The sequence below is a fragment of the Nocardia asteroides genome (assembly GCF_900637185.1).
GTDB classification, from domain to species: domain Bacteria; phylum Actinomycetota; class Actinomycetes; order Mycobacteriales; family Mycobacteriaceae; genus Nocardia; species Nocardia asteroides.
In genome coordinates this window covers 6587013-6603509 of record NZ_LR134352.1, presented here as the reverse complement: position 1 = coordinate 6603509, position 16497 = coordinate 6587013, and the positions used below count along the sequence as shown (strand labels likewise).

Annotated in this window: 17 protein-coding genes; 10 read left to right on the top strand and 7 right to left on the bottom strand. The window is 69.4% G+C overall.

The window, feature by feature from the left end:
* Nucleotides 1–62: 62 nt before the first annotated feature.
* The gene (trhA, locus tag EL493_RS30530) at nucleotides 63–731 is read right to left on the bottom strand and encodes a PAQR family membrane homeostasis protein TrhA (protein ID WP_019048997.1); all 669 of its coding nucleotides are present in this window, start codon (nucleotides 729–731) and stop codon (nucleotides 63–65) included.
* A 258-nt stretch (nucleotides 732–989) separates the two neighbouring features.
* On the opposite strand from trhA, the gene EL493_RS30525 reads away from it, so the two are divergent.
* The 4 genes from EL493_RS30525 to EL493_RS30510 all read left to right on the top strand — a co-directional run bounded on the left by EL493_RS30525 (nucleotide 990) and on the right by EL493_RS30510 (nucleotide 4882).
* Entirely contained in the window at nucleotides 990–1769 is a 780-nt protein-coding gene (locus EL493_RS30525; RefSeq protein ID WP_022565815.1) for an isoprenyl transferase, read from the top strand.
* 30 nt (nucleotides 1770–1799) lie between these two features.
* Entirely contained in the window at nucleotides 1800–2366 is a 567-nt protein-coding gene (locus EL493_RS30520) for a hypothetical protein (protein ID WP_019048995.1), read from the top strand.
* 69 nt (nucleotides 2367–2435) lie between these two features.
* Nucleotides 2436–3560, top strand: a complete 1125-nt coding sequence (locus EL493_RS30515) for a hypothetical protein (RefSeq protein WP_022565816.1) — start codon at nucleotides 2436–2438, stop codon at nucleotides 3558–3560.
* 287 nt (nucleotides 3561–3847) lie between these two features.
* Nucleotides 3848–4882 (top strand): hypothetical protein, encoded by a 1035-nt coding sequence (locus tag EL493_RS30510; protein WP_126405956.1) that lies wholly within the window; start codon nucleotides 3848–3850, stop codon nucleotides 4880–4882.
* Here EL493_RS30510 and coaA read toward each other — a convergent pair whose 3' ends face one another.
* A complete protein-coding gene (gene coaA / locus EL493_RS30505; protein ID WP_030201027.1) occupies nucleotides 4883–5815 on the bottom strand; it encodes a type I pantothenate kinase in 933 nt (310 codons plus the stop codon).
* A 200-nt stretch (nucleotides 5816–6015) separates the two neighbouring features.
* Between coaA and EL493_RS30500 the strand changes: the two genes are divergently transcribed.
* Nucleotides 6016–7218, top strand: a complete 1203-nt coding sequence (locus tag EL493_RS30500) for a hypothetical protein (protein WP_019048991.1) — start codon at nucleotides 6016–6018, stop codon at nucleotides 7216–7218.
* A gap of 1 nt (nucleotide 7219) precedes the next feature.
* On the opposite strand, the gene EL493_RS33680 is transcribed toward EL493_RS30500, so the two are convergent.
* Nucleotides 7220–7342 (bottom strand): hypothetical protein, encoded by a 123-nt coding sequence (locus EL493_RS33680; RefSeq protein ID WP_019048990.1) that lies wholly within the window; start codon nucleotides 7340–7342, stop codon nucleotides 7220–7222.
* 238 nt (nucleotides 7343–7580) lie between these two features.
* On the opposite strand from EL493_RS33680, the gene glyA reads away from it, so the two are divergent.
* Entirely contained in the window at nucleotides 7581–8807 is a 1227-nt protein-coding gene (gene glyA / locus EL493_RS30495; protein WP_232017369.1) for a serine hydroxymethyltransferase, read from the top strand.
* Nucleotides 8808–8870: 63 nt separating this feature from the next.
* Here the strand turns inward: glyA and EL493_RS30490 are convergent, their stop codons facing one another.
* From EL493_RS30490 to EL493_RS30480, 3 genes are all read right to left on the bottom strand, one after another.
* Entirely contained in the window at nucleotides 8871–9974 is a 1104-nt protein-coding gene (locus EL493_RS30490) for an RDD family protein (protein WP_022565817.1), read from the bottom strand.
* Nucleotides 9975–10151: 177 nt separating this feature from the next.
* Nucleotides 10152–11135: an LLM class F420-dependent oxidoreductase gene (locus EL493_RS30485; RefSeq protein ID WP_030201025.1), complete on the bottom strand. Its 984-nt coding sequence runs from the start codon at nucleotides 11133–11135 to the stop codon at nucleotides 10152–10154.
* A gap of 34 nt (nucleotides 11136–11169) precedes the next feature.
* Complete coding sequence (locus EL493_RS30480) at nucleotides 11170–12366, bottom strand: FAD-dependent monooxygenase (protein ID WP_019048986.1); 1197 nt, start codon at nucleotides 12364–12366, stop codon at nucleotides 11170–11172.
* A 110-nt stretch (nucleotides 12367–12476) separates the two neighbouring features.
* Here EL493_RS30480 and EL493_RS30475 point away from each other — a divergent pair, with 110 nt between their 5' ends.
* A complete protein-coding gene (locus tag EL493_RS30475) occupies nucleotides 12477–13196 on the top strand; it encodes a TetR/AcrR family transcriptional regulator (RefSeq protein WP_019048985.1) in 720 nt (239 codons plus the stop codon).
* Between the two features lie 46 nt (nucleotides 13197–13242).
* The gene (locus EL493_RS30470) at nucleotides 13243–13662 is read left to right on the top strand and encodes a limonene-1,2-epoxide hydrolase family protein (RefSeq protein ID WP_019048984.1); all 420 of its coding nucleotides are present in this window, start codon (nucleotides 13243–13245) and stop codon (nucleotides 13660–13662) included.
* Nucleotides 13663–13674: 12 nt separating this feature from the next.
* On the opposite strand, the gene EL493_RS30465 is transcribed toward EL493_RS30470, so the two are convergent.
* Entirely contained in the window at nucleotides 13675–13947 is a 273-nt protein-coding gene (locus EL493_RS30465) for a hypothetical protein (RefSeq protein WP_019048983.1), read from the bottom strand.
* A gap of 300 nt (nucleotides 13948–14247) precedes the next feature.
* Between EL493_RS30465 and EL493_RS30460 the strand changes: the two genes are divergently transcribed.
* The gene (locus tag EL493_RS30460; RefSeq protein WP_022565818.1) at nucleotides 14248–15621 is read left to right on the top strand and encodes a PhoH family protein; all 1374 of its coding nucleotides are present in this window, start codon (nucleotides 14248–14250) and stop codon (nucleotides 15619–15621) included.
* 184 nt (nucleotides 15622–15805) lie between these two features.
* Nucleotides 15806–16423, top strand: a complete 618-nt coding sequence (locus tag EL493_RS30455; protein ID WP_036835260.1) for an LGFP repeat-containing protein — start codon at nucleotides 15806–15808, stop codon at nucleotides 16421–16423.
* The last annotated feature ends 74 nt before the right edge of the window (nucleotides 16424–16497 follow it).

Sequence of the window (16497 nt, the reverse complement as noted above, 5' to 3'; positions counted from 1 at the left end):
GACGGGTGACACGAATATCGAGCATAGAAGGCCCCGCCGGGCCCGCCGCGCGCACGCGCCGGTCAGCCGAGCACGACCAGCCAGATGGCGACGTAATGGAACATCGCCGCGAGCACCGTCGCCGCGTGGAAGAACTCGTGGTGCCCGAAGTGCGTCGGCCACGGATTGGGCCATTTCGTGGCGTAGAGGATCGCGCCGACGCTGTAGATCACGCCGCCGACGGCGAGCAGCACCAGCGGGAGCACGCCCACGTTGTGCAGCAGTTCCGGCGCCACCGGCACGATGGCCCACCCGAGCAGCAGGTAGAGCGGCACGCCCACCCAGCGCGGCGCCGTCGGCCACAGCAGCTTGAGCGCCACCCCGGCCAGCGCCCCGGCCCAGACCACGATCAGCAGTGTCCGCCCGGTCGAGCCGGGCAGCCCGAGCAGCGCGAACGGCGTGTAGCTGCCCGCGATGAACAGGAAGATCATCGAGTGGTCGGCCCGCTTCATCCGCACCCTGGCCTGCACGCTCTGCCAGGTCACCCGGTGATACACGGCACTGATCCCGAACAGCAGGCACACGGTGATCCCGTAGACCAGCGTCGACCACCCCGCCGTCGCCGACTCCCCGAACGCGACGACCACGAGCACCGCCACCGCGATCGCCGCCACCCCGACGGCCCACGTATGAATCCACCCCCGCAGCAGCGGCTTGCCGAGCGCGACAAGCTCCTCGACCTCAGCCCGCACAGAGTCCACGAATCCTCCCGAAGCAAAAACCTACGGTACCGTAAGTTAGCCCCCACGCTACGTCAAAACCCGACCCCACCACCACAAACGTGCCCACCCCCACAAAGACCCCAACCCACTGATCTCGAAAGAACATGGGTAACTCCCCAACCACCCCAGAACAGGACTACGCACTCTCCGCCGGCCCGGTGCGCCACTCGCCACCTCCCCACGACCGGCAAAATACCCGGAGAGGCGGTCCAGGCGTAGGGTGCGGGCGTGGAGTTTCTCGGTCGGGTGCGTGGTCTGCCATATCGCATCTACGAAGCCAGGCTGTCCAAGCAGCTGGCCGACAAGCAGCACCCTCGCCATGTAGCCGTCATGTGCGACGGCAATCGCCGCTGGGCGCGGGAGAACGGGTTCACCGATGTCAGCCACGGTCATCGGGTCGGCGCGCTGAAGATCGCGGAGCTGGTCGGCTGGTGTTCGGACGAGGGCATCGAGATGGTCACCGTCTATCTGTTGTCGACGGAGAATCTGCGGCGAGATCCCGACGAGCTGGAAACCCTGTTCGAGGTGATCACCGATGTGGTGGAGGAGCTGTCCGCGCCGGAGCAGAACTGGAGTGTGCGGATCGTCGGTTCGCTGGCGGGTTTCCCGGAACTGATCGCCAAGCGGCTGCGGGTGGCGGCCGAGCGCACCAGCGGGCGCGACGGCGTGCATGTGAATGTGGCCGTGGGTTACGGCGGGCGGCAGGAGATCACCGACGCGGTCCGGTCGCTGGTGCGGCAGGAGATCGCGGCGGGTGAGTCGGGTGAGGATCTGGTGCAGTCGATCACGGTCGACGCGATCGGCCAGCACCTGTACACCTCGGGTCAGCCGGATCCGGATCTGGTGATCAGAACCTCTGGCGAGCAGCGGCTTTCGGGTTTCCTGCTGTGGCAGAGCGCGTATTCGGAGATCTGGTTCACCGAGGCGTACTGGCCGGAGTTCCGCCGGGTCGACTTCCTGCGCGCCCTGCGCGATTACGCCGCGCGGCACCGCCGTTTCGGCGCTTGATCGTCACCGGGGTCGCGTACTCTGCGGGCAGTGGAACCCGATCAGCCGTCGTATATAAGTTATGAGGAATTCGGCAGGCGATTTCTCGAGTACGCCGTCTCCGAGCAGCGGATCGCCGAGGCCTTCGGCGAACTCACCGGAGCTGCTTTCGATTTCGGGCCGATCGGGGTGGGGCCGGGTCGTCTGGCCAAGGTGACGGCCCAGGTGGAGCTGGGGCGGCCACGCATCCTGCGCTACGTCGACGCCTTCATCTCCTTCGAGCTGACCATTCCTCTGCACGTCGACCTGGTGGTGGATCTGGCGGTGGACCGGTCGCGCTTCCGGGTGGACGGCACGGTGCACCTGCATCTCACCGCGCGCACCGCCGATCCACTGCGGGTGATCATCGATATCGCCGAGCCCAGGCCCGCTGATGTGCGGGTGAACGTGGCGAGCGCGACCAAGCGCGGGCAGCTGCTGCGGGTGCTGGCGAGCGTGGATCACGAGATCCGCCGGTTCGTGGCCCGCTATATCGCCGAGGAGATCAGGAAGCCGGAGATCGCGGCGGTCCGCAACATCGATGTGGCGACCAGGCTCGACGCGGCCTGGAAACTGTAGGACGGCGCCCCGTGTCCCGTTAGGCTGCTGCGCGAGACGTGGCCGACCTAACACGGGCAGGGGTGAGCTGTGGGAGTTGCGAGCAGGCCGGGACCGGGCATCGGTGCCCGCCTGGCGGCGATCGGTGCGGTGTCGGGCGCGGTCCTGCTGCTGGCGGGCTGCGGCGTCGACCGGACCGCGCCGCCCGCGATCACGCCCGAGGGTGGCCCGAACGCGACGGGCGCGGTGTTCGCCTATCGCACGGAGGGGGAGCTGGCGGTGGTCCGCGCCGGCGACACCGTGCGCGCGCCGGGCAGTTTCGGCTATTCGTCGGCCGCGGTGAACTTCACCAGGGACGGCCGGTACGCGTTCGCGGTGGAGGCGGGGTCGAAGACGCTGGTGGCGCTGGGCGTGCGGGACGGCAAGGTGTCGCGGATCGAGTGCGACTGCACCGACGCCGTCGCCCTGCGCGGGTCGGTGGTCGGCTGGTGGCGCGAGCCCGGCGAGATCATGAGCATGGATCTGGCCGGGACCGCGCCCCCGGAGACCGAACGCGAGGTGGAGCTGCCCGATTCGCCGAGTCCGCTCTCGGGCGGCCGGTTCGACGACGCGCGGCTGCTCGCGGCGACCGAGGACTACCTGCTGGTCGCGCGGGTCGAGTCGCGCGGGCTGTGGTGGGAAAAGAGCCACCTGTACGCGATCGGGGCCGACGCGATCCTGCCGCTGGGCCGGGTGCCGGGCATCGACGCCAATACCGCCGCCGCGGCGGGCCGGGACAGTCACCAGTTCGTCCTCACCGGGACCACCGGGCGCAGCGCGTCCTGCGGGACCGGTCATGTCGCGACGATCGACGTCCGCAGCAACGCGGTGCTGGAACTGCCCGAACTGCCGGGCGAATGCTCGGCGGCGTACAGCCCGCGCTGGGGCGGCGATCGGTCGATCACCGTGGCCACCAGGAAGTGGGCCGATCTGGCCGGCGCGCCGAGCGCGGTGGACCGGCTGCAGTCGGCGGCGCAGGGCTGGGCGCCGGTCGCGGAGGTGCCGGTGGTCGACATGCTGCCGGGCGCGCCCGAGTCGATCGTCCAGGTCGTCGCCGGTGATCCGACCTCGGCCCGCGAGACCCCGAACGGGGTGCTGTTCGTCGAGAAAGGCGGCACGCGAACCGAACTCGCCACGCGGGTGGTCTCGCTGGGCGCGCCCGACACCGCGAAATAGGTCGCGCAGGCCGGTCTGCTCATCCCTGAACCGCGGCGGGCCGTGGGGCGGGTCGGCTCGCTCGAGCCGTCGTGATCTGCGGCGGGCTATATCGCCGGTCAGCTGCGCCGAGCCGTCGTGGGCCAAGCCGGGCTGTGCGGTGGAACCGCGGTTGAACCATCGTGACCCGTCTCGCGTATACCCACCCGCCGGGCGCCGTTCCCGGCCGGTCGGCGCCGCGCACGGTGGCGCCGGGGTGGGGAATTCCGGAGGTAGGGATGGGAATCGGTCGGTTTCGGTGGGTGGTCGTGGCAGCCATGGCCGTCCTCGGCACGGGGTGCGCGCCCGCGCTGCCGCAGGGGCCGCAGATCGTGACGGGCGCGCCGCCCGCCACGTCGCTGTTCGCGGTGCACACCACGACGGGCATGGGCGTGGCCGACGCGTCCGGGATGCGTGGTGACCGGGTGGGTGACTACCGCGACATCGGGTTCAGCCAGGACAATTCGCTGGCCTACGCGGTCGACGGCGACGGTATGGTCTCCGCGCTGGAGACCGCGGAACTGCTGGTGGCCTCCGGCCGTTTCGACTGCCACTGCGCGCGAGTTTTCCCGCTGCACGACGCGGTGGTCGGCTGGTGGCACGACGGCGCCGTCATGCACGCCGACTTGCGGAACCCGGAACCCGCTGTGCTGCGGTCGATCACGCTGCCCGAGCCGCGTGACCCGCTGGACGCGGGCAGCGCGCTCGCCGGGACCGAACTGATCGCGCTGGACCGCGATCGCGCGGTGCTGACCCGGATCGAATCGGTTCCCGGCGCGAGCTGGGGCGTCAATCACCTGTACGTGGTCGACCTGAATTCCGGTGCGGTGCAGCAGTTCGGCCGGATCCCGGAAGTCAACACCGTGTTCCGGCAGGCCGCGATCGCGGCGGACGGCCGGTCGGTGGTCGTGGCCGGTTACAGCCGCGACAATGTCGCCTGCGGCACCGCCTCGGTGCACCGGCTCGACCTGGCCACCGGCGCGGTCGATTCCGCGGGCCCGCCGTTTCCCTCGTGCAGCTCGATCGCCGACATCCGGGCCGACGGCGCCGATGTCGTACTGACCCGGCTGGTGTGGGACCGCGACGATGCGAAGACGCTGCTGTCGTCGACGGTGTGGCGCTACCGCGACGGCTGGACCCAGGCCGGCGCCGATCCCGCCCTGCGCCTGATCACCGATCCGCTCCGGCTCGAACTGCGCCGCACCGGCCCGGCCGCCCCGTTCGGCACCCTGACCGGCGACCTGTACCTGGACGGAAAGTCATTGCTGGGCAATGTGATCGAGGTCCGCACCGCGCACCGCTGATCAGAGCTTGCGCAGCCGCAACCGGTTGATCGTGTGGTCGGCGTCCTTGCGCAGCACCAGGGTCGCGCGCGGGCGGGTGGGCAGGATGTTGTCCACCAGGTTGGGCCGGTTGGTGGAGTTCCAGATGTCGCGCGCGGCCGTGGTGGCCTGCTCGTCGTTGAGCGCGGAGTAGTGGTGGAAGTGCGCGTCGGGGTCGGCGAAGCCGGTCTTGCGCAACGCGAGAAAGCGCTGCACGTACCAGTTCTCGATGTCCTCGATCCTGGCGTCGACGTAGATGGAGAAGTCGAACAGGTCCGACACCATCAGCCGCGGCCCGGTCTGCAGCACGTTCAGGCCCTCGACGATGAGGATGTCGGGCTGGCGCACGCAGTGCTTCTCGTCGGGCACGATGTCGTAGGAGATGTGCGAATACACCGGCGCGCACACCTCTTCGGCGCCCGACTTCACCTCGGTGACGAAGCGCAGCAGCTTGCGCCGGTCGTAGCTCTCCGGGAAACCCTTGCGGTGCATGATGCCGCGGCGGGTGAGTTCGGCGGTGGGGTAGAGGAATCCGTCGGTGGTCACCAGGTCGACCCGCGGGTGGTGGTCCCAGCGGGCCAGCAGCGCCTGCAGCACGCGCGCGGTGGTCGACTTGCCCACCGCCACACTGCCCGCGACGCCGATCACGAACGGCACCTGCTTATCGGGATGTTTCTCCCCGAGGAAGGTGGCGGTGGCGGCGAACAGCCGCTGCCGCGCGGCCACCTGCAGGTGGATGAGACGCGCGAGCGGCAGGTAGACCTCGGCGACCTCCTCGAGGTCGATCTGCTCGCCAAGACCGCGCAGTCCGGTCAGTTCCTCCTCGGTCAGGACCAGGGGAGTGGACTTGCGCAGGGTGCGCCACTGCTTGCGGTCGAACTCCACATACGGGCTCGGTTCGCTCATCCGTGCCACTTACCCCACGCTCCGTCCGGGCGCACACGCACAGCTCGGCTGCCCGTCCAGTGAGATCCGGGATAACTCTGACCGCATGCCGCGATTGTGCTCCGTCCCGGCCGTCCACGCGCAACAGGGGGTTTGGCTACTCGCCGGTAACGAGGGACAACGCCGAGGTAGGGCCCGCTTTTCCGAATTACCCCGTAAGGTCGGACGGCATGGGGTCCCATCCACTTGTCACCGAATACCTGCGGCTCGGACTGGCTTTCGACCGGCTCGAGGAAGGCTTCGTCGACGCCTACACCGGCGATCCGCAGCTGCGCCGCGACGTCGAGAACGCGCCGCTTCCCGAACCCGCCGACCTGGTCCGGCGCGCCGTCGACCTGCGCGCGGGCCTGGCCGACGCCGGGCTGTCGGCGCGGCGCACCGAATTCCTCGACGCCCACCTGGTGGCGATGGAGTGCTCGGCCCGCAAGTTCGCCGGGGAGGACATCGGCTTCGTCGACGAGGTCCGCGCCTACTTCGACGTCGACATCGCCCCCGGCGACCCCGAGGACTACCGCGCGGCGCACCGGCTGATGGACGAGGTCCTCGGCGGCGAGGGTCCGCTGGCCGAGCGCGCCGCCGCCTACCGGCGCGGTGACGAGATCCCGCCGGAGCGGCTCGCGGTCTGCGTCGAGGCGTTCTCCAGCGCGCTGCGCGAGCGCGTCCGCGAACGCTATCCGCTGCCCGACCACGAGACCGTCACCTACGAGGTGGTCGGCGACAAGCCCTGGTCCGGATTCAACTACTACCTGGGCAATTTCCACTCCAAGGTGGCGATCAACTCCGACCTCAAGCAGCACATGGCGCACCTGCCCGCGCTCATCGCGCACGAGGCATACCCGGGCCACCACACCGAGCACTGCCGCAAGGAGGCCGGGTTGGTCGCCGCGGGCGAGGACGAGCAGACGCTGTTCCTGGTCAACACCCCGCAGTGCCTGATGGCCGAGGGCCTGGCCGACCTGGCGTTGCAGTCGATCATCGGACCGGGCTGGGGTCTGTGGGCGCAGGAGATCTACGCCGACCTGGGCTTGCGATTCGACGGCGAGCGCGCCGAACGGTTCGCGACCGCCTCGGCCGGGCTGCTCGGCGTGCGCCAGGACGCGGCGCTGCTGCTGCACGATCGGCGTCGCGGCGAAGACGAGGTGGCGGCGTTCCTGCAGCAGTGGAGCCTGGCCACGCCGGAGCGGGCGCGGCAGTCGCTGCGCTTCCTGTCCTCGCCGCTGTGGCGGGCCTACATCAGCACCTACGTGGAGGGCTACCGCCTGCTCGGCGGCTGGCTGGACAACGCCGTCGACGCGCAGGACCGGGTCGAGCGATTCGGCCGTCTGCTCGACGAGCCGCTCACGCCGGGCGCGATCCGGCGGATGCCGGTCTGAGCTACAGGACGACGGCGCAACCGCCGGGGCTGAACAGTGAGCAGACGAGATAGCTCAGCTGCATCAGCAGCGCCTCGATCGGGTTGGCCGGCGCGATGGCCGGGGTCACGGGCAGGGGGTTCATACCTGTGTCATCGGTCACCGCGTCCGCCGCCGTTACCGCGTTTCGCCCTGTCGGGCCGGTCGACGACCCGGCCGCAAGCCTGTGACCTGGGTCTCCCGGGTGGCGGCCCGGCCGGTGTTGCGCTATCCCCGTGCTCGGGCGTCCACGCGCGGCCCATAGACTGAGGGTCGTGACGCAGACGACCGCTTCGGTGAATACCCAGTCTCTCGGTGAGCTCGATCCCGAGTTGGCCGCCGCGATGGCGGGCGAGCTCGCCCGCGAGCGCGACACCCTCGAGATGATCGCCTCGGAGAACTTCGTGCCGCGCGCGGTCCTGCAGGCGCAGGGTTCCGTGCTCACCAACAAGTACGCCGAGGGCTACCCCGGTCGTCGCTACTACGGTGGCTGCGAGGCCGTCGACGTGGTGGAGACCCTGGCCCGCGACCGCGCCAAGGAACTCTTCGGCGCCGAGTTCGCCAACGTGCAGCCCCACTCGGGCGCGCAGGCCAACGCCGCGGTGCTGATGGCGCTGATGAACCCGGGCGAGACCCTGCTGGGTCTGGACCTCGCACACGGCGGTCACCTCACCCACGGCATGCGCCTGAACTTCTCGGGCAAGCTCTACGACGTCCACTCCTACGGTGTGTCGAAGGAAGACCACCGCATCGACATGGACGAGGTCCGCGACATCGCGAAGGCCTCGAAGCCGAAGGTGATCGTGGCCGGCTGGTCGGCCTACCCGCGCCACCAGGACTTCGCGAAGTTCCGCGAGATCGCCGACGAGGTCGGCGCCTACCTGTGGGTCGACATGGCGCACTTCGCCGGCCTGGTCGCCGCCGGCCTGCACCCCTCCCCGGTGCCCTACGCCGACGTGGTGTCCTCCACCGTGCACAAGACCCTCGGCGGCCCCCGCTCCGGCCTGATCCTGGCCAAGCAGGAATTCGCCAAGAAGCTGAACTCCGCGGTGTTCCCGGGCCAGCAGGGCGGCCCGCTGATGCACGTGATCGCCGCCAAGGCCGCCGCGTTCAAGATCGCCGCGACCGAGGAGTTCAAGGACCGTCAGGTGCGCACCCTCTCGGGTTCGCGCATCCTGGCCGAGCGTCTGACCGGCGCCGATGTCAAGGACAAGGGCGTCTCCGTCCTCACCGGCGGCACCGACGTGCACCTGGTCCTTGTCGACCTGCGCAACTCCGAGCTCGACGGCCAGCAGGCCGAGGACCTCCTGCACGAGGTCGGCATCACCGTCAACCGCAACGCGGTCCCGTTCGACCCGCGCCCCCCGATGGTCACCTCCGGCCTGCGCATCGGCACCGCCGCCCTGGCCACCCGCGGCTTCGGCGACGCCGAGTTCACCGAGGTCGCCGACATCATCGCCGCCGCCCTCGCCGGCACCTCCGACACCGAGACCCTGCGCGCCCGCGTCGCCAAGCTGGCCCAGAGCGTCCCGCTCTACCAGGGCCTCGAGGACTGGCGCCTGCTCGGCTGAGCCGACCCCCGACCGAACGCCCTCGCCCGCCGATCATCCAGCGGGCGAGGGCGTTTCGTCGTTTCAACCCGTAACGCCCACCGGGTCACCGGACCGTGTCCCGAAGACCTGCCGCGCGTCACGCCGCCGCACGGCGGGGAGCAGATAGCGTTCCGGGCGTTCGGGAACGGTGCTGTTGCCGAGGACCAGGATCGGCATGATCACCCCGACCAACCAGGCCGCGAGAAGGCGGCCCACACGGGGGTAGCGGCCGGTGTCGCGGTCGATGATGACCAGTCCGAACACGGCTTTGCCGAGCGTCGTCCGTGTCACGGACTGGAGCACGACCCGGTCGACGAACGACGCGAGCAGGAAGTACCCGATCATCGTCCACCACTTGATCTGCGTGCTGTCCCAATCCTGGTGCGTCACGGCGTGACGCGTCACCTCGTCGCTGAGGAACACGACACCGAACCCGATCGCCAGATGCACGACGACGTCGAGCAGATAGGCCAGCGTCCGGCGCAGCTTCCGCGGTGACGGGAAAGTGGCATCGTCGAGCCCGCCGTGCTTGCCCGGCGGTTCGGGTGTTTTCGCGGGAGAAGTGCTGTGTGGCTGCGGAATCGGAGGAGCGGACTTGTCCTTGACCAGCAGGGCGGTACCGAAGCGCGGCGGCACGTAGAAGAGCGACCGATAAGCCAGCTGCGCGCCCGCTCCGCCCGGTTTCGCGATGAGACCCGCCTTGTTCGGCACCCCGGCGAACCAGACGACCTTGTCATCGCCGCCGAATGTTCGCGACGACCATTTGCGCAGCACCAAGGTGCCTGCGACTGACCCCCGGTCATCCAGCAGATTGACCCATTCCTGAATTTGGGGCCGAAGAGTCTCGATATTCCACACCTGCCAGCGATGCCTCGCCGACAACCACCGGCGAAACGCGGTTCGCGTCATGACCAGTCCGGTGATCGTGAGCGGCAGAATGGCCAGGAAGACGAACACTGCGGCGTCGGAGCTCCGCCCATCAGCCTCGCCCGCCGGGCCGGAAGTCCCCGCCAAGTGCAGAAACGCTGGCACACAGGCAATTCCGCAGACCAGCACCGCCAGCGCCCGCGCGGTGGTCCACACCAGCGTCCACAGCGTCCGCGGCGTATGCCACGCCCGCCTCCCCAACTGCTCCTGAACCGCCATCTACCCCCCACTTTCGTGTTCTATCGGTTGGACGCACGGACCCTCGGTTCGGTTCCCTCGCCGGGGCGAGGATTGCGCACCGGTTCTTCGGATCCGGAGTGCCAACATAGCCGGAAACGCGCAACCGCCCGCGGTGCCGTGGTGGGCAGCGCGGGCGGGTGAGCGTGGGGTGGTAGGTCAGCTCACCAAGGGGCGCAACGCTTTGGCTGCTGCTTCGATGACGCCCGGCTCGTGGCCGTTGGTGATCATGTTGACGATGACGCCGTCGATGCCATGGTCGAGGACACGGGTCTGGATCTGTTCGGCGACTTCGTCCGGGGTGCCGACGAATTGGCGGTCGGCGGGGGTGGCGCGGATCTCGGCGGGAGAGAGGGTGGACAGGTCGATGCCGTAGCGGGCCAGCATGTCGGCCTGCTGTTTGCGGGCGCGGTCGCCGTCCTCGTCGGCGATGACGAAGGCGAGGAAGCTGGTTTCCAGGGTGGCCGGGTCGCGGTCGGCTTCGGCGCAGCGCTGGTGCAGGGCCTCGACCTTGCGTGGCAGTTCGGAGGCGTTGGCGATGATGTTGAGGTGGTCGGCGTAGCGGGCGGCCAGGGCGAAGGTCTTCTTCTCGCCGCCACCACCCAGCATGATCGGCAGGTCGTCGCGGACGCGCGGCTCGTTCATGGCGTTCTCGGTGCGGTACCAGGCGCCGTCGACGGTGGGTCGCTGTCCGTGCAGCATGGGCGCGATGATCGCCAGCGCCTCCTCGAGCCGCTGGAAGCGTTCGGTGAAGGTGCCGAACTCGAAGCCGTACTGCTGGTGTTCGAGTTCGAACCAGCCCGCGCCGATGCCGAGCACGGCCCGCCCGCCGCTGACCACGTCGAGGGTGGTGACGGTCTTGGCCAGCAGCGCCGGATTGCGGTAGGTGTTGCCGGTGACCAAGGTGGACAACTGGATTCGGTCGGTGGCCGTGGCGAGCGCGCCGAGCGCGGTGTAGGCCTCGAGCATCGGCTCGTCCGGGCTGCCGATCCCGGGCAGCTGATAGAAGTGGTCCATCACGAAGGCGGCGTCGAAGCCCGCCGCCTCCGCCGCCCTGGCCTGCGCGATCACCGTGGGGAAGAGTTCGCGCACCGAGGACGTGTTGCTGAAGTTGGGCATCTGGTAGCCGAGGCGAATGCTCATGCCGACGACCATAGAACTTGGAGTGCACTCCAGGTCAAGGGTGTGATGCCGTCGCGGCGACCAGACTCGGGTAGTCGATCAGGTCGATGTCGTTGGCTGCCTTGTCGCCGTATTTCAGCATGAGCGTGAACAGGGGCGAGCCGAGGAACCAGTTGCGGGCCTTGATGCCGAGCGCGGTCTTCGGCGCGAGGAACCGTCCGGTGTTCGAATTGCCCGCGATCTTGGCGTAGCGGCGCATGATCCGTTCGTAGGCGTCGAACGCGGCCACGTGATCGCCTGCTGCGCATGCGAGTTCGCCCGCCAGAACATAGGCGCCGACGACGGCCAGTCCGGTGCCGAAGCCGGCCAGCGTGTTGCCGTAGGCCGAGTCGCCGACCAGCGCCACGCGTCCACGGGTGTAGGCGCCGTCCATCCTGACCTGGCTGATCGAGTCGAGGTACACCTCGTCGAACTCGGCCAGATCGGCGAGCATGCGCGGGACGTGCCAGCCGGTGTCCGCGTAGGTCGTGGTGATGACGCGGCGCGCGGCGTCGATGTCGTCGCGGTCGTATTCCAGTGTGGGACTGGCGAACAGGTACATCTGCTGTGCCTTGGACCCGCCGTCGACCGCGAGCTTGCCCGGGGTGTTGTGGGCGTAGCCGCGCGCCCGCTCGCGCGGCAGGGCGGCGTCGGCCCAGCGGCTGGTGCCTGCCACGCAGTAGTAGTGACCGAGGTGGTGCACGTAGTCGGACTCCGGACCGAAGGCCAATCGCCTTACCCGCGAATGGATTCCGTCGGCACCGATGACCAGGTCGAAGGTGCGTGACGGCCCGCGCTCGAATTCCACGCGCACACCGGACTCGGTGTCGGTGAGCGCGGTGACGGTGTCGCCGAAGACGTAGTCGACGGTGTCGGCGGTCCGTGCGTACAGGATCTCGGCCAGGTCGCCGCGCAGGATCTCGATGTCGCCGCCGGTGAAGTCGCCGGACAGCTGCGCCAGTTCGCGGCCGTCGTCGTCGACGAAGGCCAGGTCGGTGGTGCCGGTGCGGCGGGCGCGGACGGCGTCGAGGATGCCCATTCGCTCGAGCACGGTGAGGTGGGTGCGGCCCTTGAAGTCGACGGCCTGGCCGCCGGGGCGCAGCGCGGGCGCCCGCTCGACGACGGTGACGGCGAAGCCGTAGCGATGCAGCCAGTAGGCCAGGGCGGGCCCGGCGATGCTCGCGCCGGAGATGAGAACGGTCTGGTTGCGCATGGTGTGCCCCTCGAAAGATTGGTGTCCGATGGAAACTGTATCCGGTGGATGCTGATTAGAGTATGGTAGACACAGTTCCGCGTCAACCGGGAATTCGAGAGGATCGATCGATGCCAGCGCCGACCACCGTCGAACTGCTCTGGGGCACCGCCCAGCGGCCCAAGCGCGGCCCGAAACCCGCCCTCACGCTGGCGGGCATCGTCGCCGAGGCGATCGCGCTGGTGGACGCGGAGGGACTGGCCGCGCTGTCGATGCAGCGGCTGGCCGAGCGGCTCGGCTTCACCAAGATGTCGCTGTACCGGTACGTGCCGGGCAAGGAGCAGCTCACCGCGCTGATGCTGGACACGGCGATGGGGGAGGCGCCGCGACTGGACGGCGCGTCCTGGCGCAGTGGACTGCGGCAGTGGATCGAGGCGATCTTCGCGCGCTACCGGGCCCACCCGTGGACCATCGAGCTCACCCTCGGGATCCGGCCGCTGGGTCCGAACGAGATGGGCTGGACCGAGGCGGCCGTCGCCGCGCTGGCGGGCACCGGCCTCACCGGTCCCGAACGGCTCGACACCATCGTGTTGCTCAACGGGCACGCCCGCAGCCTGGCCCAGCAGGTCGAATCGGTCGGCGACGGCGACGGTGCCATCCAGTTCGCCGAGCAGTTCACCGCCATGATGGCCGCGGCCGGTGGCCGGTTCCCCGCCGTCGAGGCGGCCTTCGCCGAGGAGGCGGCGGCCGTCGGCGCGGGCGCGGCACCCGGCGCGGCCTTCGACTACGGCGTCGACCGGATCCTGGACGGGCTCGCCGTGCTCATCGACCGGCGTGCTACGAGTGGGTAGCGCGCCGGGTCTGGTCTGGCGCGGGCGAACGTCCTAGGCTCGCAGCATGACCGACCAACCGGAGCTGCCGGAGAACGCCGTCACCGTCGTGCGGGAGTTCTTCGCCGCGTTCGCCGTCGACGCCGTCGACGAGGCGCTCGAGCTGCTCGACCCGGCGATCGTCTGGAAGAACACCGGCCTGCCGACCCTGCGCGGCAAGCAGCGGGTCGCCCAGGTGTTGCGCGGCCTGGAACGGCCCGCGTTCGGCTTCTGGGCCGAGATCCACCACATCGCGGCCGACGGCCCCATCGTGCTCACCGACCGCACCGACTACCTGCGGGCCGGACCGGTCCGGATCGGCTTCTGGGTCACCGGCACCTTCGAGGTGCGCGAGGGCCGGATCGTGCTGTGGGACGACCACTTCAGCATGGGCAACGTGGCGCGCGGCACCGTCGTCGGTGCGGCGCGGGCGGTGCTGCGCCGCTGATCCCGCCGGGGACTACCGGTGCTTGCTCAGGTAGTCCAGGTACGTCGGCCGCAGCACATCGGCCAGTTTTCCGTCGCCGGCGTGGAAGTAGTCGTCGATCATCGGCAGCACGTACTTGATGTCGGCCTCGCTCTCGCCGATGTCGCCCGCCTCGGCCTGCGCGGCCGGAATCGCCTTGAGCAGGTCCCACAGGAACTTCACGTCGCCGCGGCGCACGGCCGTCTTCACCGCACGGTCGTGCAGTTCCTTCGACGACAGTTTCGCCAGATCCTCGTCCTCGGCCATGCTTCGACTCTAGCGCTCGCCGACACCGCGGTGGCGGATCCTTCGCGTCGGCGCCGGTTAACGACAAATTCACGGACACGTCCGGCTGTCCGGCAGCGCGGCCGGGCGCCGACCGGTAGCGTCGGTGATGCGGGCCGCGTCGGTGTGGCTCGTACGGGAGGTCCTGACCGTGACTGAGCTACTCAGTGCGAGAGGGCCGGCACCCGGCCCTCGTGGCGGCTGATCAAGCCGCCTACCAGGACGGACCGGTCCAGCGAGATCGTTCGCGCGGGTGCCGTGCGAACACATAAGGAGCCCACCGTGACTGCTGCACGCTCCGTTTCCGCCCCCGCGATGCACACGGCCTCGGCCTCGAAGAAGGGGGTCCGCCCCTCGCGTTCCGGTCGCAAGACTTTCATCGTCGACACCTCGGTCCTGCTCTCGGATCCGTGGGCCGTCACCAGGTTCGGCGAACACCAGGTGGTTCTGCCGCTGGTCGTGATCAGTGAATTGGAGGCCAAGCGGCACCACCACGAACTCGGCTGGTTCGCCAGGGAAGCCCTGCGCATGCTCGACGACCTGCGGGTCAACCACGGCAGGCTCGATCAGCCGCTCCCGATCGGCACCGACGGCGGCACTCTTCAGGTGGAGCTCAACCACACCGACCCGTCGGTGCTGCCCGCCGGATTCCGTTCGGAGACCAACGATTCCCGCATCCTGGCCTGCGCGCTGAACTTCGCGGCCGAGGGCGCGGAGGTGGTGCTGGTGTCCAAGGACATCCCGCTGCGGGTCAAGGCGAGCGCGGTCGGCCTGTCCGCCGACGAGTACCACGCCCAGGACGTGGTGACCTCCGGGTGGAGCGGGATGGTCGAACTCGACGTCGCGGGCTCCCAGATCGACCAGCTCTACGCCGATTCGGTGATCGACCTGGACGAGGCGCGGGAACTGCCCTGCCACACCGGGATCCGGCTGCTCGGTAGCAGCTCGAGCGCGCTGGGCCGGGTCACCCCGGACAAGCGGGTGCAGCTGGTGCGCGAGCGGGAGGCCTTCGGCCTGCACGGCCGCTCGGCCGAACAGCGCATCGCGCTCGATCTGCTGCTCGACGAGAGCATCGGCATCGTGTCGATGGGCGGCCGGGCGGGCACCGGTAAGTCGGCGCTCGCGCTGACCGCGGGCCTCGAGGCGGTGCTGGAACGGCGGACACAGCGCAAGGTGGTCGTGTTCCGGCCGCTGTACGCGGTGGGCGGGCAGGAACTGGGCTATCTGCCCGGTTCGGAGAGCGAGAAGATGGGCCCGTGGGCCCAGGCCGTCTTCGACACGCTCGACGGGCTGGCCAGCCGCGAGGTGATGGAGGAGGTGCTCAGCCGCGACATGCTCGAAGTGCTGCCGCTGACCCACATCCGCGGCCGCTCGCTGCACGATTCCTTCGTGATCGTCGACGAGGCGCAGTCGCTCGAACGCAATGTGCTGCTGACGGTGCTGAGCCGGCTCGGCACGGGCTCGCGGGTGGTGCTCACTCACGATGTCGCCCAGCGCGACAATCTGCGGGTCGGCAGGCACGACGGTGTGGCGGCGGTGATCGAAAAGCTCAAGGGACACCCGCTTTTCGCGCACATCACGCTCACCCGGTCCGAGCGTTCGCCGATCGCGGCGCTGGTGACCGAGATGCTCGAGGAGTACGGCCCCAACGCGTAATCTCGGCAATCGGGCCGCGTCGCGGGCCTGATTGCGTTTGATTACCGCGAACAGTGGGTATTATCCGCGGCGACACCAATCCAGCAACGGCTCGGCGAACAACGTTCCGCCGGGCCGTTGCGGATGTCGGCCAGGCTCCATTCCGGGGGCGTGCCCCCGGGGGGCCACTCGCGAGAGGATGGATATGAACCACTTCGCTCGACGTACTGCCGCTGGAGGCGCCGCGGTCCTCGCCGCGGCCGGTCTGCTGCTCGCCGCGGGCTGCAGCGACGAAGATCAGGACAAGGCCAAGGACACCGTCGGCTCGGTGACCTCGGCCATGGGCGGGGCCGGCTCGACCACCACCACCGGTATGGGCGGCATGACCACCACACCCGACGCCGACGAGAGCGGCACCGGCACGGCCACCCCCACCACCAGCGCGACGGCCGCCGGTGAGTCCACCACCATCTCCACCCCGAACGGCGACATCACCGTCTCCGGCGAGGTCTACAAGAAGTACGTCGCCGCCGGTGGCGCCACCAGCCCGCTCGGCGCGCCGGAGGAAGCCCAGGAGGCAGGCCCCAACGGCGGCCAGTACCAGGACTTCGAGGGCGGCACCATCTACTGGAGCTCGGACTCCGGCGCCCACATCGTCTGGGGTGACATCCGCGAGACGTGGGAGGACGAGGGCGGCGCCAACGGTCCGCTCGGCTACCCGACCTCCGACGAGACGAACACCGCCAACGGCGGCAAGCAGAGCGAGTTCACCGGCGGCACCATCGTCTGGGTCAACGGCGAGACCACGGTGACCAAGAAGTAGCTCCGATGCCCGGCCCCGGCGCGGGGACCTGATCACCGTGTAGGTCCCCGCGCTTGCGGCCGACCGGCTAGGTT